A 23,836-nucleotide genomic window follows, 5' to 3' on the forward strand; every position below is an offset into this window, starting at 1 on the left:
GCAAAAGACAGAGAACTTTCTGCTACAAAATCATACATCAACCTTGTAGGAGATACTGCCGTTTGGGCAAATTCTTGGAGTGCCGCAGGTAAAGAAATTACTTGGGACATGATTCACTACGATGTTCAGCTTATAGGTGGTGTTGTATTGCATCAAGGAAAAATCTCCGAAATGCAAACTGGAGAAGGAAAAACTTTAGTTGCTACACTTCCACTCTATTTGAACGCATTAACTGGAAACGGTGTGCATTTAGTAACCGTAAATGACTATTTAGCAAAACGTGATAGCGCTTGGAAAGCACCTTTATTCGAATTTCACGGATTGTTAGTTGATTGTATCGATTTGCACCAACCCAATTCTGATGCACGTCGTAAAGCTTACGATGCAGATATTACTTACGGAACAAACAACGAATTTGGTTTCGATTATTTGCGTGATAATATGGCACATTCGCCAGAAGATTTGGTTCAAAGAAAACACAATTTTGCAATTGTAGATGAGGTCGATTCTGTATTAATAGATGATGCTCGTACCCCATTAATTATTTCTGGTCAAGTTGTAGATGGTGACCGTCATGAATTTACAGAATTAAAACCAAAAATTGAAAACCTAGTAAACATTCAACGCCAGTTGGCAAATGGCTTTCTTACAGAAGCAAAACGTTTAATAAAAGAAGGAAATACTAAAGATGGTGGTTTTCAATTATTGAGAGCACACAGAGCATTACCTAAAAACAAAGCATTAATTAAGTTTTTGAGTGAAGAAGGTATCAAAGCCCTTTTGCAAAAAACGGAAAATCAATACATGTCCGATAACAATCGTGAAATGCCAAAAGTAGATGAGGCATTATATTTTGTTATTGAAGAAAAAAACAATCAAGTAGAATTGACCGATAGTGGAATCGAAATCATGTCCAAAGACACTGAAGACACTTTCTTCGTATTACCAGATATTGGAACCGAAATTGCACGTATCGAAAAATTAAATCTTTCGACTGAAGAACAAGGAGAGCAAAAAGAAAAATTATTTCAAGATTTTAGCGTAAAAAGTGAGCGTATTCATACCTTAACACAACTTCTAAAAGCCTATACATTATTTGAAAAAGATACAGAATATGTATTGATGGACAATAAAGTAATGATTGTCGATGAGCAAACTGGTCGTATTATGGATGGGCGTCGTTATTCTGACGGATTACACCAAGCGATTGAAGCCAAAGAAAATGTAAAAATTGAAGACGCAACGCAAACTTATGCTACTGTAACTTTACAAAATTATTTCAGAATGTACAGCAAATTAGCTGGTATGACTGGAACAGCTGTTACTGAAGCGGGTGAACTTTGGGAAATATACAAACTAGATGTTGTAGAAATTCCAACTAATCGTGGTATGTCACGTATCGACAAAGAAGACTTAATATACCGTTCGGTTCGTGAAAAATTTAATGCAGTTATAGAAGATGTTGTTGAACTTTCTCAATCAGGAAGACCAGTTCTTATTGGAACAACATCAGTAGAGATTTCTGAATTATTAAGCAGAATGCTTAAAATGAGAAATATTCCACACAATGTTTTGAATGCAAAAATGCACAAGCAAGAAGCACAAATCGTGGAAGAGGCAGGAAAGCCTGGAGTAGTAACTATTGCTACAAATATGGCTGGTCGTGGAACCGATATTAAATTAACTCCCGAAGTAAAAGCAGCAGGTGGTTTAGCAATCATTGGTACAGAGCGTCATGATTCTCGTCGTGTCGATCGTCAGTTACGTGGTCGTGCAGGTCGTCAAGGTGACCCTGGAAGTTCGCAATTTTACGTATCTTTAGAAGATAACTTGATGCGTCTTTTTGGTTCAGATAGAGTTGCCAAAATTATGGACAGAATGGGGCTGAAAGAAGGTGAAGTAATTCAACATTCTATGATGACCAAGTCTATCGAGCGTGCTCAGAAAAAAGTAGAGGAAAACAACTTCGGAACTCGTAAACGTTTATTAGAATATGATGATGTTATGAATTCTCAACGTGAGGTTGTTTACAAACGTCGTCGTCATGCTTTACATGGCGAACGTCTAAAACTAGACATCGCTAATATGATGTATGATACTTGCGAAGTAATTGTAGAAAAAAATAAATTAACAGGCGATTTCAAAAATTTTGAATTCGATTTAATTAAAAATTTATCTATTACATCGCCGGTTACTCAAGCAGAATTTGCTAAACTTTCTGATGTAGAATTAACAGGAAAAGCATACAAAGCAGCTTCTGAATATTATGTAGAAAAAAATATTCGTGATGCATATGAAGCATTTCCAATTATCAAAAATGTTTATGAAAATCCAGGTAACAATTTTGAACGTATTATAGTTCCGTTTACTGACGGTGTAAAATCATTAAATGTAGTTACCGATTTGAAAAAAGCCTACGAAAGTCAAGGAAAACAATTGGTTGCTGATTTCGAAAAAAATATCACATTAGCTATTGTTGATGATGCTTGGAAAAAGCATTTACGCAAAATGGACGAGATGAAACAATCTGTTCAATTAGCGGTTCATGAACAAAAAGACCCTTTACTTATTTATAAGTTTGAAGCCTTCAAATTGTTTAAAAATATGTTAGATGGTATTAATAAAGAAGTGATTTCATTCTTGTTTAAAGGAGATTTACCTCAACAACAAAATAATATTCAAGAAGCGACACAAGTTCGTCAGAAAGACAATTATATTGAAAGTAAAGATGAAATTTTTAATATAGAAGAACAAGCAGAACGCAATCATGAAGCTGGGCAAACACAACAGCGTCAGGTTACAGAAACTATCGTTCGAGATCAACCAAAGATAAATCGTAACGATACAGTTACAATTCAACAAGTTTCTTCAGGAAAAACGGAAGAAATGAAATTTAAAAAAGCTGAGAGTTTATTAGCTTCTGGAGAATGGGTTTTGGTTAGTGAATAACTATTATTCTAAAAAACATTTTAATCCTCAATTATACTTATATAATTGAGGATTTTTTTTATAAACTATAATTCAAATTCAAACTCCATCTATAATTAGCTTCAATATTCCCGCTTGCTAAGTTCTGATTTATCGGAAGCATTGCATTCGCTCCAAATGACAACTTATCTTTTCCAATTTCGAATCCAAGCTTTCCAAAAATAATATCCCCAGAAGTATCTTTTAGCTTTTGTTTGTGCTGGTAATTACTCTCGTAAACCTCTCCTGCAAAGCCCAATTGTGGTGCAATAGAAATACTATTTTTTTCATATAAATAGAAAAATGTTCCTGCATAATTAAATTGATTTCCAAACTGATAAAATTTAGCATTTTCAGTTTTTACTATATAATTTAGCATCGCATTTAATCCAATTTTTTTTCTCTTTAATGTATATTCCGTTGCCAATAGATAATCCCAACTTCCTGTTCCAACTTGGAAACTTTGGTTTATATTTCCTGTATTATTTGTCTCATCAAATTTTCCCGTTGGTAATTTAACTCCTCCTCCCAATTGTAAGGTATGAACAAAATAAGTACTATCTCTGTGGGTTTGATACAATCTATACATTGCTAAAACTGTAATATCACCAATTCCCTTAATATCTTGATTACCTGTTTTAGTTTCTCTATTATGAAAATGATATGGAACTAAAGCAGTAACTTGAATATTTTTATAAACTGGTATTCGTGCCCACACCTGCACAGTGTGAAAATTCTCATTATACCATTGTGAATTACTATATAATCCATCGGAGCTTTTATATTGCTGATTAAAATATCTAATGCCTATAAAATTAGAATTTAACATCGATGCAAATCCCATACTTCCGCCACTTGCAGAACAACCACAGGCATCACACAGAACCTTTTCTGGAAATAAATAATGAGTTCTAAATGGATTTTTATTAAACAACAAACTGTCTTTTTCTATTGCATTCGCAAATTGAAATGTGATTAAAACTATTAAAATATATTTTTTCATTTATTTTTAATATTCTGAAAATCGTTTATCCGTAAGATATTGATTATCGGTTAAGGTTTTTAAGAAAGCAATTATTTTTGTTTTTTCTAAGCTTGTTAATGAAATTCCTAGAACTTCATTTTCATTCAAACTCGGATCTAATGTTGAAGAATTTACAATACCATTAGAGTAATGATTAAGAACAGCATCAAGTGTAAAAAATCGTCCATCATGCATATAAGGTGCTGTTTTTTCTATATTTCTCAAACTTGGAACTTTAAATTTATGTAAATCTTCTGCCAATTCCGTAACACGAAATCTACCTACATCATTAACTTGTAAATTAACTGCCAAACCGTTATTTCTAAAAGAATTATCAGTAAATAAATCTGTTGCATGACATGACGAGCATTTTTGATTAAAAATAGAATAGCCATCTAACTCCTCTTGTGTGAGTGTTCCTCCTGTTTCATGTCTTCGGTACTTATCAAAACGAGAGTTACTTGACGTAACCATAACCATAAACTGTCCTAATGCTTTTAGCATATTTTCGGAATTTATTTGCCCATCAGTAAATGCAATTTTGAATAGTTTTTGATATTCATCATCAGATTTCATCATGGTAATTGTATTACCAAAATTTCCATTCATTTCTATTGGGCTTGTAAAAGGGATAATAGGTTGCAAATCTAAGTGACTTGTTGCTCCGTCCCACATAAAAGCCGTTTGAAATGCTAAATTCTGAATTGGTGGAGAATTTCTTGTTCCAGCAGCATTATTTACACCATGACTAACAGAATGTCCGTGATGAGTAAAGGCATTTTCTTGAATATGGCAAAATCCACAAGAAATTAATCCGTCTGAAGATAATCTTCCATCGTAAAATATCTTTTTCCCTAATTCGAAACCTTTCTCCGTTAATAGATTATTTTCCAAATCATAAACTAAAGGAGGAAAATTTGAAGGTACTTTAAAGTCTATTGGAATATTAACATAATTATCCGGATTATCAACTTTAGAACAACTCCAAAAAAAAGGCATAATGAGCAACAATATATATTTTGTTTTCATGCTTTAAAAAAATTATAAAAGCGATTAGAAAATACCTAATCGCTTTTTAATTAAAGTTATTAATCGTTGTGAACATGATTTACAATAAACATATCAGATAGGTTTGAAGTGATTAATGGCAAATTAGCACCTCCCATAATCATTGCACCCATTCCGCCCATATTGTTGTCAGAAAGTTTGATTTTATTTGTTCCATCTATAATTTTCGCAACATCTGCAAAAATATGAACATCTGGAGTAATTGTAGTTCTAATAGTGGCACTTTCAGGTAAATTAAGTGTAACTTCTGTATAATTGTATGCTGTTCCAGTTTGTCCTGTATGCACCATAAAACTAGTATCTGTGGTTACTGTTGGAGAAGTAAAAATCCCTTCAAATAGAACAAACTTATAACCAGCACTCCATGACCACATCATTCCTGCATCTTGAGCTTGTGTTAAAAAATCGCCCTGACCAGCTGCTCCAAGGCTAAACTGAGTTTGATCTACACCAATACCAAATTTTACTTTTGTATAATTTCCAGCGGGAATATTTGTTAATTCTATCGTTTGACTTGCTTCGTTAGATTCATCAACAATAAAATAACTTTTCATTTTTGGGTAAATATAAGTACTTCCGTCCTCTTTAGTTAACACAATGTTACTTACAATGTATTTTACATCAGATATCTTTAGGTTCTCTCCTTGTGAGGTAGTATTTGTTTGCGTGTTTAAAATTAAATTTGCGCTTCCAAAAACATTGTCAAATTCTAAACCAATTCCTCCTTCTCCAGCTATTACATTTATAGGATCTTCATCTTTTGAGCATGAACTGAATACTAGTACTAAAGCCATTAAAGCAATTATATTTTTTAATTGGAATTTCATCTTTTTTTATTTATTAAATTTTATAGATATGTAGTTTGAAAAGGTGTTTTTCAAACAATTTTGAACATAAGTCCATTCAGTTCTCAAAATAAGAACTGACAAAGCACAGTTAGTGTGCAAAAACTTTAAGAAATAATAGTTGGTGGACGAAAAGTAGAAGTACTATTCAAATAATTATATAAATTAGAATAGTTAGAATTGAGTACTTGAGTTTGTAAAAATGATGTTTTAAGAAATACAACTTCTTTAATTTCCTGAAAAAATAAAACTTCAACCTCTTTTACAATAATTCTTTTATCAGAAATAGGCTTTTCTGTATCAGAAGATTTGGCTAATTGACTAATTAAATAACATTTTCCATTACAACCCATTATTGGAGTTTCTTTATTTACACAAAGAACTTTAGTAATATAATCGTAATTAACAACATACTCAACAACCGGTAATATTGGCTTGAGTAACATGAATAATGTTAATATGAATAGTGATTTTTTCACCTTGCAAAGGTATAATATTTTTTAATAAATTAAATTAAAACAAATTAATTATAATTAAGCTATTATAATACTCGCTATTTTATACTAATTCTTCTATCTTTATAAAAACTTAAAAACTAACTTAAAAATATATTATCATGGCAAAAAGTCAAGACGCAAAAAAAACGGAAAAAAAAGAGCCTCTTAAAACCGCAAAGGAAAAGAAGGAAGAAAAAAGAGAAAAGAAAAATAATCCTAAAAGAGATTAAATAATTTGAATCCTCAATTATAAAACGATTGGGGATTTTTTATTAAAATTAAAAAACAAAAACTACTTTTGTAAAAAATAATTATTAAAAATGCCAAATAGTCAAACTTACACCACTATTTTCAATAAATTTAAAGAAAGCATCAATGATGGAACTTTTGCAAAACTAACATTAGCAAAAACAATTGGTAACACACAACTAATGAATATTTATGTAAGAACAATTGTAGAAGAAGGTAAATTATTATTGTGTTTGAAATTCAAATTTCAACAAGAAGAAATTATTGAAAATCATAGTATTGACGAAGCAATTTTTATATTAACACCATATATAAACAATCCTTTTTTGTCTGTTTTATTGTTTACGACCGAAGCTGATGTTACTATGAAACTTAACAAAAAACGAGTAGCAACTATAACAAAACAAGCACCAACTTTTAAAAATGCGGATCCTACTTTATTAGAATTTATAGCACAATCAAAATAAAAAAGTTTTGTTTTTAGTTAAAAACCTCAAAACTCAGTCCGTCATAGCTCGCAAAAACCATACTTGGATGTGAATCTTGGTGGCATATATTTCCTTTATTATCTATAGCAATAGCGCCCGCAAAACCATCGTAAGGCTTAAGTTCGGCAAAAGTTTTTGCAAATGCGTCTTGTAAGGTAAAACCATCAGTAACACGAGTTACAATTTTGGCTGCGGTCGCATTACTTACAATATCCTCGCCTACTCCTGTTAGACTCACACCACAAAATTCGTTGGCGTAATTTCCAGCAACCGTAGCCGAATCTGATATTCTTCCTACTAGCTCAAAACCTTTTCCTCCTGTCGATGTGGCAACAGCAATTTTATTGTTATCATCTAGAGCCACACAACCTACAGTTCCTGTTCCTAGTGATTTTAGTTTAGCTTCATATTCTGCTTTTCGTTGTGGAATTTCGGTCGAAAATTTTTCAAACCCGTGTTCTCTTGCATAATTTACAGCACCGCTTCCGCCAAGAACTCTATCTTCTTCACTCATTAGTACTTGAGCAACTTGAATAGGATTTTTTACGTCTTCAATATTTATTACGCCACTCATTTTCTGAGTTTTGCCATCCATGATAGCAGCGCTCATTCTAATTTTCCCGTCACTCTGAATTTGTGAACCAATTCCAGCATTAAACAGTTCATCGTCTTCCAAAAGTGAAACAGCATAAACAACCGTTTCAACAGCCGAATGTGTTTTCAGAAATTCGTGAGAAGATTTTACAATTCGCTCTAAAGCGTTTTGTTTTGCAACCTTAGTTTCTTGATTAGTAGAAGATTCCGAGAAAAAACCACCGTGGATTATTATTTTCATATTCTTTTAAATTAAAAGGGAACACAGATTGTAGAAATTATATAAATTTTAAAAATTTCTTTAATCTGTGTTCCAAAATTATTACTTCTTTCTAGATTTATACTAATCCAGAAAAGCTAAACTATAATTCTAAGAAGTCTAACAATCTATTATACGTACTGCGAACTCTGTATAGTCATTTTAAAAGTATCCAGATTAAAAGTATCGTGTTTACTCATAACGTGTGTAACCAAGTGCGAAATCGAAATAGGCTGACCCAATTCTATTTGAGTCAAATTTGTGTCTTTTATCTCACGACCATCAACTAAAATAACAAGTCCAGAACCAATAGCTTCCATTTGTTTGCCATTAGTAATAAGCAAACCTGTATCTTCTCCTAAACCAATTCCTAACACTTTTGGATTTCCTACAACCGATTGAAAAAGTCTTCCAATTCGTCCACGTTGCACAAAATGTGTGTCAATAATAACACCATCAATCAATCCTAAACCAGAAGTTATTTTTACTTCACCTTTTAGCAAAGCTTCCGAGCTACTACCTTGATAAATCATATTATTACTAGCCGCAGCGGCACCTGCCGAAGTTCCCGCATAAATAAAATCTTCATTGTGATATTTCTCTAACAACAAATCGTGAAACGGAGTTCCGCCAAGAATCGATGTCAGTCGCAACTGATCTCCACCAGTAAACATCACAACATCAGCAGCTTTCAATCGAGCCACAATTTCAGGATCCATAGCCTCTTCACGACGCTCAATATTTAGAACATCTACATTATTTGCACCCAGATAACTCAAAGCTTTCACATATTCAGGACCTATCTCTTTAGGGATTTTAGAAGCCGTAGTAATAACCTCAATTCTAGATTCTAATTTATGTTTCGATTCATCAAGAATTCTTTTCAAAATTCCTGTCTCAAAAAAGTTTAAATTTTTTGCTGCATTTCTATCAATATCCGTTTCAGTAAAACTTCCCTTATCAACCGCACCACCTATAATGATTAATTTTCCTTGTATATTCATTTGGTAAAAATAACCAAAAATTGAAATAATGCAAATCTATTTCCTTTTTTTTGAAGCAAAACTTTACAGTATTTATCAACAGTTTTCCTGCTCTATATTTCAATTCCCGCTAAAAAAAGCGGGAGATTTACATTTCGATCAGGGCTAAAATTCATAAAACAAATTACAATCAACATTTATAAAAAACTGAAAACCAACAAAAAATAACTATTTTTAATATTTCTATTATAAAAAGAACTTTTATAAAACAAATATTTCCTATTTTTAACAAAAACATTACAAAAAATAACTTACCAAAAATGAAAATTGATAAAATTCAAGCGCTTCGTGGACCAAACATTTGGAGTGTTCAACGTAAAAAATTAATCCAAATGCGTTTGGATTTAGAGGAAATGGAACAGTTTCCTACCAATAAAATAGACGGTTTCCGCGAACGCATTGAAGCTATGTTTCCAACTATGATAGAACATCGTTGTTCCGAAGGGTGTCGCGGAGGCTTTTTCTCACGCATAGAACGTGGTACTTGGATGGGACATGTTATTGAGCATATTGCACTCGAGATTCAAACACTTGCTGGAATGGAAACAGGTTTTGGGCGTACTCGTGAAACCAAAACTCCAGGAATATACAATGTTGTTTTTAGCTATACCGAAGAAAATGTAGGAATATTTGCTGCCGAAAGTGCTGTTCATATTGCCGAATCATTAATTGCAGGAACTGAATATGATTTAGAAGCAGATATTCAACAAATGCGTGTCATTCGCGACAAAGTTCGCCTCGGACCAAGTACTGGAAGCATCGTCGAAGAAGCCGTTGCTCGTGATATTCCTTGGATTCGTCTAGGAACAAACTCCCTAGTACAACTAGGTTACGGAATAAATCAAATGCGTTTTCAGGCAACAATTACGTGCAAAACAAGCAGCATTGCTGTAGATATTGCTTGTAATAAAGAACAAACAAAAAAAATGCTAGATGCAGCATCTATACCAGTTGCTGGCGGAGGAATTTGTGTTGACGAAGAAGATTTGACCGATGTTATCAAAAAAATTGGTTATCCAATTGTATTAAAACCATTAGACGGAAACCACGGAAAAGGCGCTTCTATCAATGTAACCAATTGGGAAGATGCAGTAGAAGGTCTCGCTTACGCAAAAAAATACAGTCATAGAATAATTGTAGAAAAATTTATCACAGGATTCGATTTTCGTGTCCTTATTATAGACAACAAATTAGTAGCTGCCGCAAAAAGAGTTCCTGCACATGTTGTTGGAAATGGAAAAGATTCTATTGCAAAACTTATCGAAGAAACTAATAAAGATCCTCGTCGTGGTTACGGACACGAAAATGTATTGACAGAAATTTTAATTGACCGTGACACCGAAGATTTATTAGAAAAACTAAAATATACTGTAGATACAATTCCAAGAAAAGATGAAATTGTTTACTTAAAATCGACAGCAAACCTCAGTACTGGAGGAACCTCTGTAGATGTCACTGATATGATGCATCCAGAAAACATTTTCCTTTGCGAGAGAATTTCTAGAGTAATTGGACTTGATATTTGTGGTGTCGATATTATGGCAGAAAACCTCACACAACCACTTAAAGAAAATGGCGGTTGTATTCTCGAAGTTAATGCTGCTCCAGGATTCCGTATGCACTTAGCACCTTCAGAAGGTTTACCTAGAAACGTAGCTGCTCCTGTAATAGATATGTTATATCCGCCAGGAAAACCAAGTCGAATTCCAATTATCGCAGTTACTGGAACCAACGGAAAGACAACTACCACAAGGCTTTTAGCACATATTGTAAAAAACAACGGATATAAAGTTGGATTCACCACATCTGACGGGATTTATGTACAAAATCACATGATGGAAAAAGGAGATACAACAGGTCCTATTTCTGCCGAATATATCCTTAAAGATCCAACTGTAGAATTTGCGGTTCTCGAAACAGCTCGTGGCGGAATACTTAGGTCTGGACTTGGCTTTAGTCGTTGCGATATTGCTATTGTAACAAATATTCAAGAAGACCATCTAGGATTAAATGATATTCACACCTTAGATGATTTAGCTCGTGTAAAAGCGACCGTTGTAAAAAGTGTTAAGAAAGATGGTTGGGCAATCTTAAATGCAGAAGACGAATATTGTATAAAAATAGCTAATGAACTAAGTTGCAATGTTGCTTATTTCAGTTTGAGCGAAGACAATGAGCTTATTAAAAAACTATGCAAAGAAGGAAAAACTGTTGCAGTTTATGAGAATGGTTATATTACCATCAAAAAAGGAGAATGGAAAATACGTGTAGAAAAAGTAACACATGTACCATTAACTTTAGGAGGAAAAGCCAAATTTATGATTGCCAATGTATTGGCAGCTACTTTAGCAAGTTATTTATATGGTTTCAAAACTGAAGATATTAGTTTATCATTACAAACATTTGTACCAAGTGCCGCTCAAACACCTGGTAGAATGAATATTTTTGATTTCAAAAAATTTAAAGTCTTAATCGATTTTGCTCACAATCCAGCGGGTTACAGAGGAATTGAAGATTATTTGGAAAGTATTTCTGCAACCAAAAAAATAGGAATTATCGCTGGTGTTGGAGACAGACGTGACGAAGACATTAAAGAATGTGCTAAAATTGCGGGAAGAATGTTCGATCATATTATTATTCGACAAGAGAAACATTTGCGAGGAAGAACCGAAGATGAAATTAATACAATAATTTTAGAAGGAATTGCAGAAAGTGGTAAAAATGTAACCCATGAAATTATATCTATTGAAGTGGAAGCTTTAAAACACGCAATGGAAAATGCTGAAGACGGCAGTTTTATTACGGCTTTAAGTGATGTTATCAATAATGCTATTGAAACAGTTCAAGATTATTTAGACAAAGAAAATGAAGAAGGAATTGTTTAACTAAATTGTCAAATATGGCGTTCGATTTAGAACCTTGGATTCATTCTATAAAAAATGTTTCCAGCAGGTATTTTATACTTGCTGGAACAACTTTTTTAATGTTTTACATTTTATTTCCGCGATTTTTCGAGAAAATAAAAATTCAAAAAATATTCCCAAAGAATAAAAATTACTATCGAGATATTATGTATTCAGTAATCTCAATGTTAATTTTTTCTACCATTGCTTATATTAGTTTTACAGTATTAAAACCGTACAACAACATCAATTACGGTGAGATTAAGAATAATTATTTATATGCTTTAAGTTTTGTTTGGATGTATTTATTGCATGATACCTATTTTTATTGGTCGCATCGTGCCATGCATCATCCATTTTTATATAGAAAAGTTCATTTGATACATCACAAATCTACAAATCCTTCCCCTTGGACAGCTTATGCTTTTCATCCATTGGAAGCCATAATTGAAGCAGGAATTGCTCCTTTAATCGCTTTTACAATTCCTGTGCATCATTCCGCTTTTTTTATATTCATGCTTTTTCAAATAATTTACAATGTTTATGGTCATTTGGGTTATGAATTGTATCCCAAAGGCTTTAATAAAACTTGGATAGGAAGATGGATTAATACTGGTACGGCACATAACCAGCATCACAAATCATTTATTGGAAATTATGGTTTGTACACACTTATTTGGGACAGGCTTTTAAGAACCATTCGCGATGATTATGATAGTACCTTTGAAAAAGTAAGAAATAAGTAATTTTAAGAATCAATAGGAGATATTAGGAGATTCAGTACAAACTCATCAATTTTAAAAATAAAAAAGGCCACAAATTACACAAATTACACAAATTTTGATGTTTTAATATTGCACGAATCTCCCTAAAAACAGAAAATTAGTGTGATTTTATTTTTAGAATCACTAAAATCAGTGAAAATTCGTGTAATTTGTGTAATTTGTGGCAAAAAAAATAACCGTTGCGCTTGCTTTGTTAAGAGATTCATAAAATCTAAAAACACTATACTTTTTTTATACATTTACGCAATCAAAAAAAAAATCATGAACAAAAGAATACTACTTTTACTAAGCATCTTTATCACTATTTTCGCAACAGCACAAAACAAAAACATTACGCTCGAAGAATCAGTTTTACAACAAAACAGACTTTTTAGAGCAGATAAATTAGTTGGTTTTCAATGGATACCAAACACCAATAAATACGTTTATTATACTGATGCAGCTTCTAAAATGATGGTGGCTTCGGCAGCTGATAACAAAGCTACAGAATTAGTAAATTTAACAGAAATCAATTCAGTTTTAAACACAAAACTTAAAAGCTTTGCTGGTTTAACTTGGATAGATAACAATACGATTTTAGTGACTGAAAACGGAAGATATTTTGCTTATTCATTAACTTCAAAATCGGGAAAAAACATCCAAGAAATACCTACTACTGCTGAAAATATCGCTTTCGATAACACAACCCAAAATGTAGCTTTCACCGAAAAAAATAATCTCTATTTTTCAGGTAAAACCAAAGAAAAAATTGCCATAACTAACAATGCAAATGAAGGAATTATTTCAGGTCAATCTATTGCAAGAAATGAATTTGGTATTAACAATGGTATTTTTTGGTCACCAAAATCAAATTTTATTGCTTTTTATCAAAAAGACCAAATAGAAGTAGCTGATTATCCATTATTAGATATTACTGAAATACCAGGAAAATTAGAAAATATCAAATATCCAATGATTGGTCAAAAATCAGAAAAGCCAAGAGTCGGAATTTACAATATCGAAAATAATACAACCGTTTACATTTCACCAAAAGGAAAACAAGATGATTATTTAACCAATGTATCTTGGACTCCAGATGAAAAATATGTGGTTATCGCCGAATTAAATCGCGGTCAAAATGATATGAATCTAAACCTTTATAATGCAAGAACTGGTAATTTTGTAAAAACATTATTGAATGAAAAAAACTCAAACTGGGTAGAACCTGAACATCCTGCTTATTTTCCAAATAACAAATCGAATAATTTCATTTGGATTTCCGAAAAAGATGGATTCAACAATTTATATTATTACACAATCGAAGGAAAATTAATAAAACAATTAACGGCTAATAAATTTCCAATCAGAGAAATCATTAGTTCAAATACTGCTGGAAGCGAAATTTATTTTAAAGCCACTGGAGAAAACGGAACCAATATGTTGGCATATAAAGTAGATTTGAAAGGAAAACAAACTTTAATTACCAAAGATTTAGGAGTACATACTGTAGTACCAAATTCAGATGGGAATTACTTTTTTGATGAATATTCGAATCATGCAACGCCATCAAAATCGTTATTGTATGACAAAAGTTTGAAAGCAACTACATTATTAGAAAGCAAAAACAAATATGATGGTTATGTGATGGGAACTGCCGAAATAAAAACCATCAAATCTGCAGACGGAACTACCGATTTGTTTACCCGATTAATCAAACCAAGCAATTTTGATGCTTCAAAAAAATATCCCGTTTTAGTCTATGTTTACGGCGGACCACATGCTCAAATGATTACCAATTCGTATCTAGATGGCGCAAATTTATGGATGTATTGGATGGCAGAACAAGGTTATTTAGTATTTACTGTTGACAATCGCGGATCTGACAATCGTGGTTTTGTTTTCGAAAGTGTGATTCACGGAAGATTGGGTGTAAATGAAATGGAAGACCAAATGAAAGGTGTCGATTATTTAAAATCTTTGTCTTATGTAGATGGAAATAGATTGGCTGTACACGGTTGGAGTTTTGGAGGATTCATGACGACATCATTAATGCTTCGTAAACCAGATACTTTTAAAGTTGGTGTTGCAGGCGGACCAGTAACCGATTGGAAATATTACGAAGTAATGTATGGAGAACGTTATATGGACACACCAGCAGAAAACCAAAAAGGTTTCGACGAAGCAAGCACTTTAAATTACGTAAAAGATTTGAAAGGAAAACTGCTGTTAATACACGGAACAAACGACGACACTGTTGTAATGCAACAAAATTTTGCGCTGGTTAAGAAATTTGTAGAAGCTCAAAAACAAGTCGATTTTTTCCCTTACCCAATGCACAAACACAACGTACAAGGAAAAGACAGAGTTCATTTGATGAAGAAAGTTTTGGATTATGTGATGGAGAATAATAAGTAAAATTATATATAGCTGATAGTTGTCAGTAATTTTGCCGAAAATGGGAGTAAAAATGAATATTTCAAATAATATATACGGAATGAATAAAAAAAATAATTTTCAAAAAAAAATTAGATTTATTTTTCTTATTTCATTTACTTCAATTCTAAAAAGTTGTATTTCATATGATAAAGCGATAATTTATCATAAGAATTATAATCCAGGAAAAAACAATCAATTATTGTTTAATGGTTTTTACCAATCCGAAAAAGAAAATTATGAAAATTATCTATCACCAATATACTTTTATGCTGACGGTTCTGTTATTTATACAGGATTGATAAAAGATACTCTAGAATTAAAAAAAATGATACAATTAAATCCAAAAGGTGTTTGGGGCTTTTGGGGAAATTATCAAATCTCAAATGACACAATAACTATAGAAACATTTCCACCAAATATTAATACATTTAGACAAGAAAGGTATTTGGAAAAAGGAGTAATTAAAGAAAATAAAATATTTTTTTATCAATCAATTAATAGAACAGGTGGAATAGGGAAAATAGACGAAACAATTAATTTTATAAATTTTAAGACTAAACCTGACTCCACATCCAATTGGATTAGAACAAAAAGAAAATATAACAAATAAAAACTACTGCCAACACGATGTTTTGCGAGATTTGGGTATTTGGCTTAATTTAAAGTTGGTTTTACATTTCGCAAGAAATTTTTAATTTAAAAAAAAATAAACAATTCACATTTCAACTACCTGATCGATCATAAAAAACCTTTCAGGTATTTTTTTTTAAAAAACAGACATTCCAGTTTTTGTAGTCAACAATTCTAAAGCATTCATTCCGAGTTCCGAATTTCCTTTTTCGTTGAGTCGTGGCGACCAAGTAGCCACCACAAAATTTTTAGGATATAAGGCAGCGATTCCGCCTCCTATTCCGCTTTTTCCAGGCAAACCCACTTTGTAGGTAAACTCGCCAGACTCATCATAAAAACCACACGTTTGCATCAGAGCATTCAATCGTTTTACTTGGCTTTTAGTTAAAATTTGTTCTCCTGAAATAGATACGCCTTCATTAGCAAAAAAGAAAAACGAATGAGCCAGTTCTTTACAAGTCATTTCTAGTGAACATTGGTGGAAATAAAAATCCAACACAACCTCAACATCATTAGTTATATTCCCGAAAGATTTGAGAAAGTTAGCCAAAGCAGCGTTTCTAAAACCTGTTTCTTTTTCAGATTTGGCTACTTTTAGATTGTAATTGATAGTTTGACAACCCGAAATTTTATGAATAAATTTTAAAAAATCTTCTTTCGGATTTTCAAGATTAGAAACCAACATATCGGCAATAACCAAAGCGCCAGCGTTTATAAATGGATTTCTAGGAATTCCTTTTTCGTATTCCAACTGAACCAACGAGTTAAAGGCACTTCCAGAAGGCTCTACGCCTACTCGCTCCCAAACTTTCTCGTCTAAAAAAGAAAATGCCAAAGCCACCGTTAGCGCTTTTGAAACTGATTGTATCGAAAATTTTTCGTTGCTATCTCCAATTCCAAAATCTTGATGGTTGATAGTCGTGAGGTGAATTCCGAATTTGTTTCCGTCAATTTTTGCCAATTCTTGTATTGAGGTAGAAACATTTCCAATGGTTGGAAGTGATTTTGTTTCTTGGTATATTTCTTTTAGAATTTGTTCGTAATTCATATTGATTTTGGTAGTTTTTTAAAATTTCAAAAACTTAAATATTACGTTTTTTGCTTTTTCTTTCTTGCAGCAGGAAACAATATATTATTCAGAATTAATCGAAAACCTGGCGAATTGGGATGCAAATCTAAAACCGTAGGTTCGTCTCCTACTCGATGTTGGAAATCTTCGGGATCATGTCCGCCATAAAAGGTAAAAAAACCTTTTCCTTTTTGTCCGTGAATATATCGGGCTTCTTCATTAATTTGGTTTTCTCCCAAAACTAGAACGTTTGTTTTTATTAATTGTCTATCAAACGAAGTGGTTTGTCCCATAAATCCTTTTATAAGCGATGTATGATTTTGGCACAACATAGTTGGAATAACGTCCCATTTTGCGGAAAATTCCATTAAAGTAAAATAATCTTTTTCGAAAGGAATTTTTCTTTTCTCGGTCATATCTATATCTGAAAACTCATAATGCTCTGGTTTTCTGTCTAAAATAAAATCTTTGAATGCAAATGTCTTCGAATAATCAATTTTAGATTGATAATTAGCTTCACTTTCATCACCATCAAACATTGGTTCACAAATATCGACACCTTCGGCAGCTAATGCAATATCAAAACTATCGGTTGCAGAACACATGGCAAACATAAATCCACCGCCAATAACGAAATCTCGAATTTTTCTAGCTACAGCTCCTTTTTCTTGGGAAACTTTATTATAACCCAGTTTTTTAGCCAATGCTTCCGCATCTTGTTTTTGCTGAATATACCAAGGCGCAGTTCTATAAGCCCCAAAAAACTTACCGTATTGTCCTGTAAAATCTTCGTGATGCAAATGCAACCAATCATAAAGAATAAGCTGATCACTTAATACTTCCTCATCGTAAATTCTAGTAAACGGAATTTCGGCATAAGTTAACACCATAGTTACCGCATCGTCCCAAGGTTGTTTACCTGGTGGCGAATATACTGCCACTTTAGGGGCTTTCTCTAAGACAACGGTTTCCATATTTTGTGATGGAGAAGAAATATCTGCGAGGATATTATTGGTTTCTGAATCTGAAAGCACTTCAAAACTTACACCTCGTATTTGGCATTCTTTTCTGATTTCTGAAACATCTGGCAATAAAAATGAACCCCCACGATAATTAAGTAACCAACTCGCTTTGTATTGTTTGTCTAGCGCCCAATAAGTAATTCCGTAGGCTTTGAGATGGTTTTTTTGTGAAGTTTCATCCATGGGAAGCAAAATAAAATTTGCTTTCACTGAAAATGAAAATAGAATTGTTAAAATAACAAATAACTTCTTGAGCTGCATTATAATTTTTAATTTCAAAGATAATAGTTTTAATGTATGAAAGTTATAAAAAATATTAAATCAAATTTTGAACCATTATAGATTATGTGTGAAATAAAATATTTTATTTCGAAATTTTACTTTGAAAACTAAAATTAAAACTTATATTTGCACTCGCTATGACGGGGTGTAGCGTAGCCCGGTTATCGCGCCTGCTTTGGGAGCAGGAGGCCGCAGGTTCGAATCCTGCCACCCCGACTAAAGACAAATGGCATCACTTAAAGACAAGTGGTGCCATTTTTTATTTAAATGCTTTTTATTGCTATAGAAGGGTTTCCGTAAATATTTTCTAAGTTGCACCAGTATGTTTGAACTGATTTTGAGTTAAAAATTAGTAATGAAGAAATATGTCGACAGGACGACACTAATGACCTTCCTTAAGCAGGCAAAATCCCTTAAATAATAAGATTTAAGGGATTTCTCTATTTTATTCAACTCCAAAATCCTCAAGTTATATCAAACAAAATGGGACCTATTCGGCTACCCTTTTTGTTTTCTTAAGTTTAGGTCTCAAAAATAAATCTAATAAATTAAAATCAGCATCATGCGCCTTGAAGTAAACAAAGATTTAAAGATTAAAAAAGATTACTTAACCATATAATTTAAAAACATGATGGAAACAACAACAGGATTAGTAATAAAAGGACTGCGAGAAAAATATGAATATACACAAGATAAAGTTGCTGAATATTTAGGAATAAAAAGAGAAATGTTGGGGTGATGAAATATCACTTGCTACAATAATAAAATTAGAACAATATTTTGGAATTTCTCTGTTGGCAATTTTAATTCGATTGGATAAAATAGGATTATTGCGTTCGGATTATTCGAAATATAATAAAGACGTAAAGAAAAGCGCAATTGAACACGGTTATTAAATTAAACTGTATGAGGCTACAAATGATGCTAATGTAGTTGGTAATTATGGAATTAAAGCAAAAGAACTTTTTGATAGAGAAAAAATTTCCGGAAGTCATTATCTCTCATTGATGTAGATAATTTAAATATTAAAGAAGATGACAAAGAAATCTAGTGAGCCGAAAATATTATTAGATTATGATGAATTAATTACTAGGCCAAGTAATAGAATTCCGGTTGGGAATTTTATTACCTACTCAAAAATTAAAGATGGAATTCCTTGTGTTTTTGGTTCTATTAATTTGACAAATGAAAATTGCGCTATTGAAGATACTTACCAGATTTAGATTAAAGCTGTAAATAATTTTCCAAATAACCTCCCATTATTATTTGAAACTGGAAGGAGTTTTAGCAGATAAACCCTTAAGCATAAAAGCGACTGTTATGCTTCCGCTACCATCGTGCGAAGTGGTAAAAAAGATATATTTTTCGGTTACATCGTCACCTATTTTAAGTAAAATATTAGTTACCTAACTATATTTAGAATAATGAAGAACCAAAGAATATTAGTCTAAACCAGACAAGTAGCTAAAAGATTGTGTGGTAAAATTATAATTTAGCTTTACATCCATTTAAAGGTTAGCACCTCAATCCATTAGCTGTAAAAATAGTTTCATTTAAAATTGATTAGCTTTGTACGCAACATTCTTTTTTAGAATTAATAATGACAAAATGAACCAAACCCTCAAAAAATTATTCCCTTCTTTTTCAAACGCATTAATTGAAGATATAAGTTCCAATGCTATTGAAAAAAAATTTGTTACTGGTGATGTGATTATTAGAACAGGGCAATACATAATAAATACGGTTTTGATTTTAAGTGGCAGTGTTAAAATTTACCGTGAAGATGAAGATGGTGGCGAATTCTTCATGTATTACCTTAAGCCAGGTCAAGCCTGTGCCATTTCTATGATTTGTGCCACTAAGAGCGAGAAAAGTCAAATTATGGCAAAAGTGGTGGAAGATGTTGAATTGATTATGGTACCATTACCATTGATGGATAAATGGATGATGCAACACCGTTCTTGGTATGAATTTGTAATCGACACCTACCGTAGTCGTTTTGAAGAAGTGCTTGAAGTTATTGACAGCATTGCTTTCAGGGCAATGGACGAACGTCTTGAGTTTTACTTAAAAAGACATAAAGATGCTTGTGATTGCAACGATTTAAAGCTTTCCCATCAGGAAATTGCAACCGAATTAAATACTTCCAGAGAGGTTATCTCCCGTTTACTCAAAAAATTAGAACAGCGTGGTACTTTGAAATTACACCGCAATCACATTGAGCTTTTGAAATAAAATACATTATGTGATAAATGTTACGCAATGCAAAATTTGAAGGAGCAATATTTGTATCTTAAAATTTTATAATTATGGAATATACAGGTTATCTCGCGTCAATACTCATTGGAATTGCTTTAGGGTTAATTGGCGGAGGCGGAAGTATATTAACCATTCCTATCTTGGTGTACTTATTTCAGGTCAATCCAAAATTAGCCACTACTTATTCTTTATTCATAGTTGGTTTTACTGCATCTATTGGTGCTTTAAGACATTATCGCATGGGAAACATCAAGCTAAAATCAGCGATGCTTTTTGCCATTCCTTCTTTAGTAACTATAATTTTTGTAAGGAAAATTGTGTTACCAATAATTCCCGAAACCATTATCAATACTAATGGTTTTATACTCACAAAAGATATTTTTATTATGGCTTTTTTTGCCATACTCATGATTGCTGCTTCTTATTCTATGATTAAAAAAGGTAAAGAAGTAGTTATAAATATTGCATCAAATCCCACAAAAGTGATAATCATCGGAGCGTTGGTTGGTATAATAACTGGTTTTTTAGGAGCTGGTGGTGGGTTTTTAATAATCCCTGCATTGCTGTTTTTCACTGGTATCAATATGAAGCAAGCCGTTGGAACTTCGCTATTGATAATAGCCTTTAATTCCTTATTTGGTTTTTTGGGAGATGTTGTCAATGGAGTAGCTATTGATTATACATTCTTGCTTACCATAGCAGCATTTGCATCAATTGGTATTTTTATCGGAACAATGTTATCCAAAAAAATTGATGGTGCTAAATTAAAACCCGCTTTTGGTTGGTTTGTACTGGTTATGGGCATCTACATTATAGCAAAAGAGCTTTTCTTAAAATAAACTGACTATGTGATAATAGTCACAGCTTCGGTTTTCAATTAAACTACTATTGTTAACTGTAAAATTTTAAAATACACAAAATATATGTCAAATCATTATCAAATACTCATTATTGGTGGCGGAAATGCTGGGCTTTCCTCGGCATCACTACTTCTTCGGAAAAGAAGTAGTTTAAAGATTGGAATTATTGACCCTTCCGAGAAACGCTATTATCAGCCAGCATGTATACTTGTAGGCTAAGGTGTTTTTGATATAGCGAAAACCGTTCGCAGCGAAAAAGATGTAATTCAGGAAAAGAAGTCACTTATGATTATATGATTGTTTGTCTGGGAATAAAATTGGATTGGAACAAAATTAAAGGGCTAAATGAAATATTAGGCAAAAACAATATCAGCAGCAATTACGATTTTAATACAGCGCCTTACACTTGGGAAATGATTAAAAACTTTAAAGGAGGAACTGCCGTTTTTACCAATCCGTCAACCCCTATAAAATTTGGTGGTACTCCCCACAAATTATGTATTTAGTTTGTGATTATTGGCGTAAAAAAGGAATTTTAGATCAATGTGATGTGCATTATATATCCGGAGCCAGTATCATATTTGCGTACCAAAATATGCCGAAACGCCAAAGAAAGTAGTTGCTAAATATAATATTAAAGTTCATTTTGGTGCCAATGTAAAAGCCATTAACGGATAAACCAAAACAGTACCACCACAATCTGCACCAGACTTTATCAAAAATAGTCCGTTGCGAGACGAAGCAAATTCATTAGGCTATGTAGAGATCAATAAAAATACGATGCAGCATGCCAGTTTTCAAAATGTATTTGCACTGGGTGATTGCACCAATCCACCATGCAGTAAAACTGGCGCAGCTATTAGAAAGCAAGCACCAGTGGTAGTTGAAAATCTATTAGCAATGATGGATAAAAAAATTGGAACAGCAGAATATGATGGTTATAGTGCTTGTCCAATCCCAACAGAATACAGAAAACTAATGCTAGCGGAGTTTGATTATTCCAACAAACCCAAAATGACTTTCCTTTTCAATTAGGCAAAACCAAGATGGTCAATGTGGATGCTTAAAACAAAAGTCTTACCTTGGCTCCATTGGAATAAAATTTTAAAAGGAACAGCTTAATCAAATACCACAATTACAGTTCGTGAATCCCTTTCAACTGATTTTGAGAGGGGTTTTTTAATTATATATTGGGAAAAGTAACTTTTATCACACAGCATTGTAGGCTGAAGAAATACCTTTTAAAAAATTAAAACCATTTTGCTATTCTTAAAACATCTTTTATCCTTCAAATGCCCTAGGATGTCACAAAGAAAATTTATTTATAAATAAATGGTACAATATATCCGATGGAAATAAGATGGTCAAAAAATGCTCCGTTTGTGGGCAGCGAACTGAACTGGAACCCGGGTTTTATAATGGCACTGGCTATATAAGTTATACTTTTACAGTTGGTTTTTCAATCATCACTTTTGTTATCTGGGTTTTAACAACTGGTTACGGATTTAAAAATAAAAAAATGTTTTGGTAGTTGCCAATAAATATTTTAGCGTTAATTTTAATGCAGCCCTGGTTGATGAGATTATCGCGTATTTTATGGCTTACAATGTTCTTTCATAGTGACGATAAATTTAATCAGAAATGAAAACTAAATATCCGCAAGTGATAAATATCACAAATAAGAACGATGCATAAAGCTAACTTTGTCGTATAAATAATCAAATACAATAACAATGGAAGAAAAAGTAATTTTAATGCCAAGAATTGGTGATATGGCTCCTGACTTTGAAGCTGTAACAACAACAGGGAATCTAAAATTTTCAGAATATAATAAAGGAAGTTGGGTAGTGTTTTTTTCACATCCTGCTGATTTTACTCCGGTATGCACAACTGAAATGAGTGGTTTTGCTAATGAAAAAGAGTTCTTTGTAAAGCACAATACAAAATTGATGGGACTAAGCATTGATAGTATTCATTCTCATATCGCCTGGGTAAATGCTGTACAAGAAAAAACAGGCGTTTTATTTGAATTCCCAATAGTGGCAGACATTACTATGGAAGTTTCAAAATTATATGGCATGCTGCAACCGGGAGAAAGTGAAACAGCAGCCGTTAGAGCAGTCTTCATAATGGATCCAGAAGGAAAAGTAAGATTGATAATGTATTATCCTTTAAACGTTGGTAGAAACATGGAGGAAATTAAGAGAACGTTATTGGCACTTCAAACTTCAGACGAACACAAAGTGGCGATGCCTTTAAATTGGCAACCAGGAGACAAAGTAATTGTTCCGGCTCCAAAAACAATTGAAGGATTAGCTGAAAGAAAAAAGAGCGACTTAGAAATGGTCGATTGGTATTTGGCTAAAAAATCAATTTAATACGATCACTTTAAAAGTAAAAAAATATTCTTAAACAGGATGGTTTTTTAATGTTTTAGCACTAAATATGATTTTAGAAATTTCTTCTATGACATTTTCCACATACTATATTTACTGATAAAATAGTTATTCTTTAATGATTTATATCATACTCTATGAGTTAAGTACCAACTATTTTTGTCACAATCTAAACCAACAA

Annotated in this window: 20 protein-coding genes, 1 tRNA gene and 1 pseudogene; 13 read left to right on the top strand and 9 right to left on the bottom strand. The window is 32.5% G+C overall.

All coding sequences use genetic code 11. The features are described 5' to 3' along the window. Positions 1-2,949, top strand: a 2,949-nt coding sequence (secA, locus tag ABI549_RS07555) for a preprotein translocase subunit SecA (RefSeq protein WP_348075853.1), incomplete at its 5' end; no start/stop codon positions are given. Between the two features lie 58 nt (positions 2,950-3,007). On the opposite strand, the gene ABI549_RS07560 is transcribed toward secA, so the two are convergent. The 4 genes from ABI549_RS07560 to ABI549_RS07575 all read right to left on the bottom strand — a co-directional run bounded on the left by ABI549_RS07560 (position 3,008) and on the right by ABI549_RS07575 (position 6,383). Continuing rightward, entirely contained in the window at positions 3,008-3,970 is a 963-nt protein-coding gene (locus tag ABI549_RS07560; RefSeq protein ID WP_348075854.1) for a transporter, read from the bottom strand. A 6-nt stretch (positions 3,971-3,976) separates the two neighbouring features. After that, complete coding sequence (locus tag ABI549_RS07565) at positions 3,977-5,020, bottom strand: cytochrome c peroxidase (protein WP_348075855.1); 1,044 nt, start codon at positions 5,018-5,020, stop codon at positions 3,977-3,979. 59 nt (positions 5,021-5,079) lie between these two features. Continuing rightward, positions 5,080-5,886, bottom strand: a complete 807-nt coding sequence (locus tag ABI549_RS07570) for an MbnP family protein (protein ID WP_348075856.1) — start codon at positions 5,884-5,886, stop codon at positions 5,080-5,082. 125 nt (positions 5,887-6,011) lie between these two features. Continuing rightward, positions 6,012-6,383 carry a hypothetical protein gene (locus ABI549_RS07575; RefSeq protein ID WP_348075857.1) on the bottom strand — a complete coding sequence of 124 codons (372 nt, stop codon included), beginning with the start codon at positions 6,381-6,383 and terminating at the stop codon, positions 6,012-6,014. A gap of 338 nt (positions 6,384-6,721) precedes the next feature. On the opposite strand from ABI549_RS07575, the gene ABI549_RS07580 reads away from it, so the two are divergent. Beyond that, positions 6,722-7,117 (top strand): hypothetical protein, encoded by a 396-nt coding sequence (locus ABI549_RS07580; RefSeq protein WP_348075858.1) that lies wholly within the window; start codon positions 6,722-6,724, stop codon positions 7,115-7,117. Positions 7,118-7,130: 13 nt separating this feature from the next. Here the strand turns inward: ABI549_RS07580 and ABI549_RS07585 are convergent, their stop codons facing one another. Together ABI549_RS07585 and ABI549_RS07590 are read right to left on the bottom strand one after the other, a co-directional pair. Continuing rightward, positions 7,131-7,973: an isoaspartyl peptidase/L-asparaginase gene (locus ABI549_RS07585; RefSeq protein ID WP_348075859.1), complete on the bottom strand. Its 843-nt coding sequence runs from the start codon at positions 7,971-7,973 to the stop codon at positions 7,131-7,133. 149 nt (positions 7,974-8,122) lie between these two features. Continuing rightward, positions 8,123-8,995 carry a cyanophycinase gene (locus tag ABI549_RS07590; protein ID WP_348075860.1) on the bottom strand — a complete coding sequence of 291 codons (873 nt, stop codon included), beginning with the start codon at positions 8,993-8,995 and terminating at the stop codon, positions 8,123-8,125. A 299-nt stretch (positions 8,996-9,294) separates the two neighbouring features. Here ABI549_RS07590 and cphA point away from each other — a divergent pair, with 299 nt between their 5' ends. The 4 genes from cphA to ABI549_RS07610 all read left to right on the top strand — a co-directional run bounded on the left by cphA (position 9,295) and on the right by ABI549_RS07610 (position 15,747). Next, complete coding sequence (gene cphA / locus ABI549_RS07595; protein ID WP_348075861.1) at positions 9,295-11,919, top strand: cyanophycin synthetase; 2,625 nt, start codon at positions 9,295-9,297, stop codon at positions 11,917-11,919. Between the two features lie 14 nt (positions 11,920-11,933). Then, positions 11,934-12,683, top strand: a complete 750-nt coding sequence (locus ABI549_RS07600; RefSeq protein WP_348075862.1) for a sterol desaturase family protein — start codon at positions 11,934-11,936, stop codon at positions 12,681-12,683. Between the two features lie 300 nt (positions 12,684-12,983). Further along, positions 12,984-15,116: a DPP IV N-terminal domain-containing protein gene (locus ABI549_RS07605; protein ID WP_348075863.1), complete on the top strand. Its 2,133-nt coding sequence runs from the start codon at positions 12,984-12,986 to the stop codon at positions 15,114-15,116. A gap of 52 nt (positions 15,117-15,168) precedes the next feature. Further along, positions 15,169-15,747: a hypothetical protein gene (locus ABI549_RS07610; RefSeq protein WP_348075864.1), complete on the top strand. Its 579-nt coding sequence runs from the start codon at positions 15,169-15,171 to the stop codon at positions 15,745-15,747. A 156-nt stretch (positions 15,748-15,903) separates the two neighbouring features. Here ABI549_RS07610 and ABI549_RS07615 read toward each other — a convergent pair whose 3' ends face one another. After that, positions 15,904-16,815: a glutaminase gene (locus ABI549_RS07615; protein WP_348075865.1), complete on the bottom strand. Its 912-nt coding sequence runs from the start codon at positions 16,813-16,815 to the stop codon at positions 15,904-15,906. 41 nt (positions 16,816-16,856) lie between these two features. Beyond that, positions 16,857-18,119: an asparagine synthetase B gene (locus ABI549_RS07620; protein WP_348075881.1), complete on the bottom strand. Its 1,263-nt coding sequence runs from the start codon at positions 18,117-18,119 to the stop codon at positions 16,857-16,859. Between the two features lie 162 nt (positions 18,120-18,281). Between ABI549_RS07620 and ABI549_RS07625 the strand changes: the two genes are divergently transcribed. Both ABI549_RS07625 and ABI549_RS07630 read left to right on the top strand, forming a co-directional pair. Beyond that, positions 18,282-18,356: transfer RNA gene (locus ABI549_RS07625), tRNA-Pro, on the top strand. An 818-nt stretch (positions 18,357-19,174) separates the two neighbouring features. Further along, positions 19,175-19,363 (top strand): hypothetical protein, encoded by a 189-nt coding sequence (locus ABI549_RS07630; protein ID WP_348075866.1) that lies wholly within the window; start codon positions 19,175-19,177, stop codon positions 19,361-19,363. 84 nt (positions 19,364-19,447) lie between these two features. Here the strand turns inward: ABI549_RS07630 and ABI549_RS07635 are convergent. Beyond that, positions 19,448-19,522, bottom strand: a pseudogene (locus ABI549_RS07635) (DUF932 domain-containing protein); the annotation flags it as partial. A gap of 226 nt (positions 19,523-19,748) precedes the next feature. Here ABI549_RS07635 and ABI549_RS07640 point away from each other — a divergent pair. The 5 genes from ABI549_RS07640 (at position 19,749) to ABI549_RS07660 (ending at position 23,637) form a co-directional block, all read left to right on the top strand. Beyond that, positions 19,749-20,375 (top strand): Crp/Fnr family transcriptional regulator, encoded by a 627-nt coding sequence (locus tag ABI549_RS07640; protein WP_348075867.1) that lies wholly within the window; start codon positions 19,749-19,751, stop codon positions 20,373-20,375. Positions 20,376-20,449: 74 nt separating this feature from the next. After that, positions 20,450-21,238 carry a sulfite exporter TauE/SafE family protein gene (locus ABI549_RS07645; protein WP_348075868.1) on the top strand — a complete coding sequence of 263 codons (789 nt, stop codon included), beginning with the start codon at positions 20,450-20,452 and terminating at the stop codon, positions 21,236-21,238. Between the two features lie 338 nt (positions 21,239-21,576). Next, complete coding sequence (locus ABI549_RS07650; RefSeq protein WP_348075869.1) at positions 21,577-21,765, top strand: hypothetical protein; 189 nt, start codon at positions 21,577-21,579, stop codon at positions 21,763-21,765. A 223-nt stretch (positions 21,766-21,988) separates the two neighbouring features. Further along, positions 21,989-22,294, top strand: a complete 306-nt coding sequence (locus ABI549_RS07655) for a hypothetical protein (RefSeq protein WP_348075870.1) — start codon at positions 21,989-21,991, stop codon at positions 22,292-22,294. A 698-nt stretch (positions 22,295-22,992) separates the two neighbouring features. Beyond that, the gene (locus ABI549_RS07660) at positions 22,993-23,637 is read left to right on the top strand and encodes a peroxiredoxin (protein WP_348075871.1); all 645 of its coding nucleotides are present in this window, start codon (positions 22,993-22,995) and stop codon (positions 23,635-23,637) included. Positions 23,638-23,836 lie beyond the last annotated feature (199 nt).

The organism is Flavobacterium sp. (assembly GCF_039932285.1).
Taxonomy (GTDB): Bacteria; Bacteroidota; Bacteroidia; order Flavobacteriales; family Flavobacteriaceae; genus Flavobacterium.

Coding starts and splice junctions, on each gene's coding strand:
- ABI549_RS07580 (WP_348075858.1), top strand. CDS start 6,722: ATGCCAAATAGTCAAACTTACACCACTATTTTCAATAAATTTAAAGAA.
- ABI549_RS07645 (WP_348075868.1), top strand. CDS start 20,450: ATGGAATATACAGGTTATCTCGCGTCAATACTCATTGGAATTGCTTTA.
- cphA (WP_348075861.1), top strand. CDS start 9,295: ATGAAAATTGATAAAATTCAAGCGCTTCGTGGACCAAACATTTGGAGT.
- ABI549_RS07585 (WP_348075859.1), bottom strand. CDS start 7,973: ATGAAAATAATAATCCACGGTGGTTTTTTCTCGGAATCTTCTACTAAT.
- ABI549_RS07590 (WP_348075860.1), bottom strand. CDS start 8,995: ATGAATATACAAGGAAAATTAATCATTATAGGTGGTGCGGTTGATAAG.
- ABI549_RS07640 (WP_348075867.1), top strand. CDS start 19,749: ATGAACCAAACCCTCAAAAAATTATTCCCTTCTTTTTCAAACGCATTA.
- ABI549_RS07615 (WP_348075865.1), bottom strand. CDS start 16,815: ATGAATTACGAACAAATTCTAAAAGAAATATACCAAGAAACAAAATCA.
- ABI549_RS07565 (WP_348075855.1), bottom strand. CDS start 5,020: ATGAAAACAAAATATATATTGTTGCTCATTATGCCTTTTTTTTGGAGT.
- ABI549_RS07620 (WP_348075881.1), bottom strand. CDS start 18,119: ATGCAGCTCAAGAAGTTATTTGTTATTTTAACAATTCTATTTTCATTT.
- ABI549_RS07610 (WP_348075864.1), top strand. CDS start 15,169: ATGAATATTTCAAATAATATATACGGAATGAATAAAAAAAATAATTTT.
- ABI549_RS07660 (WP_348075871.1), top strand. CDS start 22,993: ATGGAAGAAAAAGTAATTTTAATGCCAAGAATTGGTGATATGGCTCCT.
- ABI549_RS07630 (WP_348075866.1), top strand. CDS start 19,175: ATGACAAAGAAATCTAGTGAGCCGAAAATATTATTAGATTATGATGAA.
- ABI549_RS07570 (WP_348075856.1), bottom strand. CDS start 5,886: ATGAAATTCCAATTAAAAAATATAATTGCTTTAATGGCTTTAGTACTA.
- ABI549_RS07605 (WP_348075863.1), top strand. CDS start 12,984: ATGAACAAAAGAATACTACTTTTACTAAGCATCTTTATCACTATTTTC.
- ABI549_RS07600 (WP_348075862.1), top strand. CDS start 11,934: ATGGCGTTCGATTTAGAACCTTGGATTCATTCTATAAAAAATGTTTCC.
- ABI549_RS07560 (WP_348075854.1), bottom strand. CDS start 3,970: ATGAAAAAATATATTTTAATAGTTTTAATCACATTTCAATTTGCGAAT.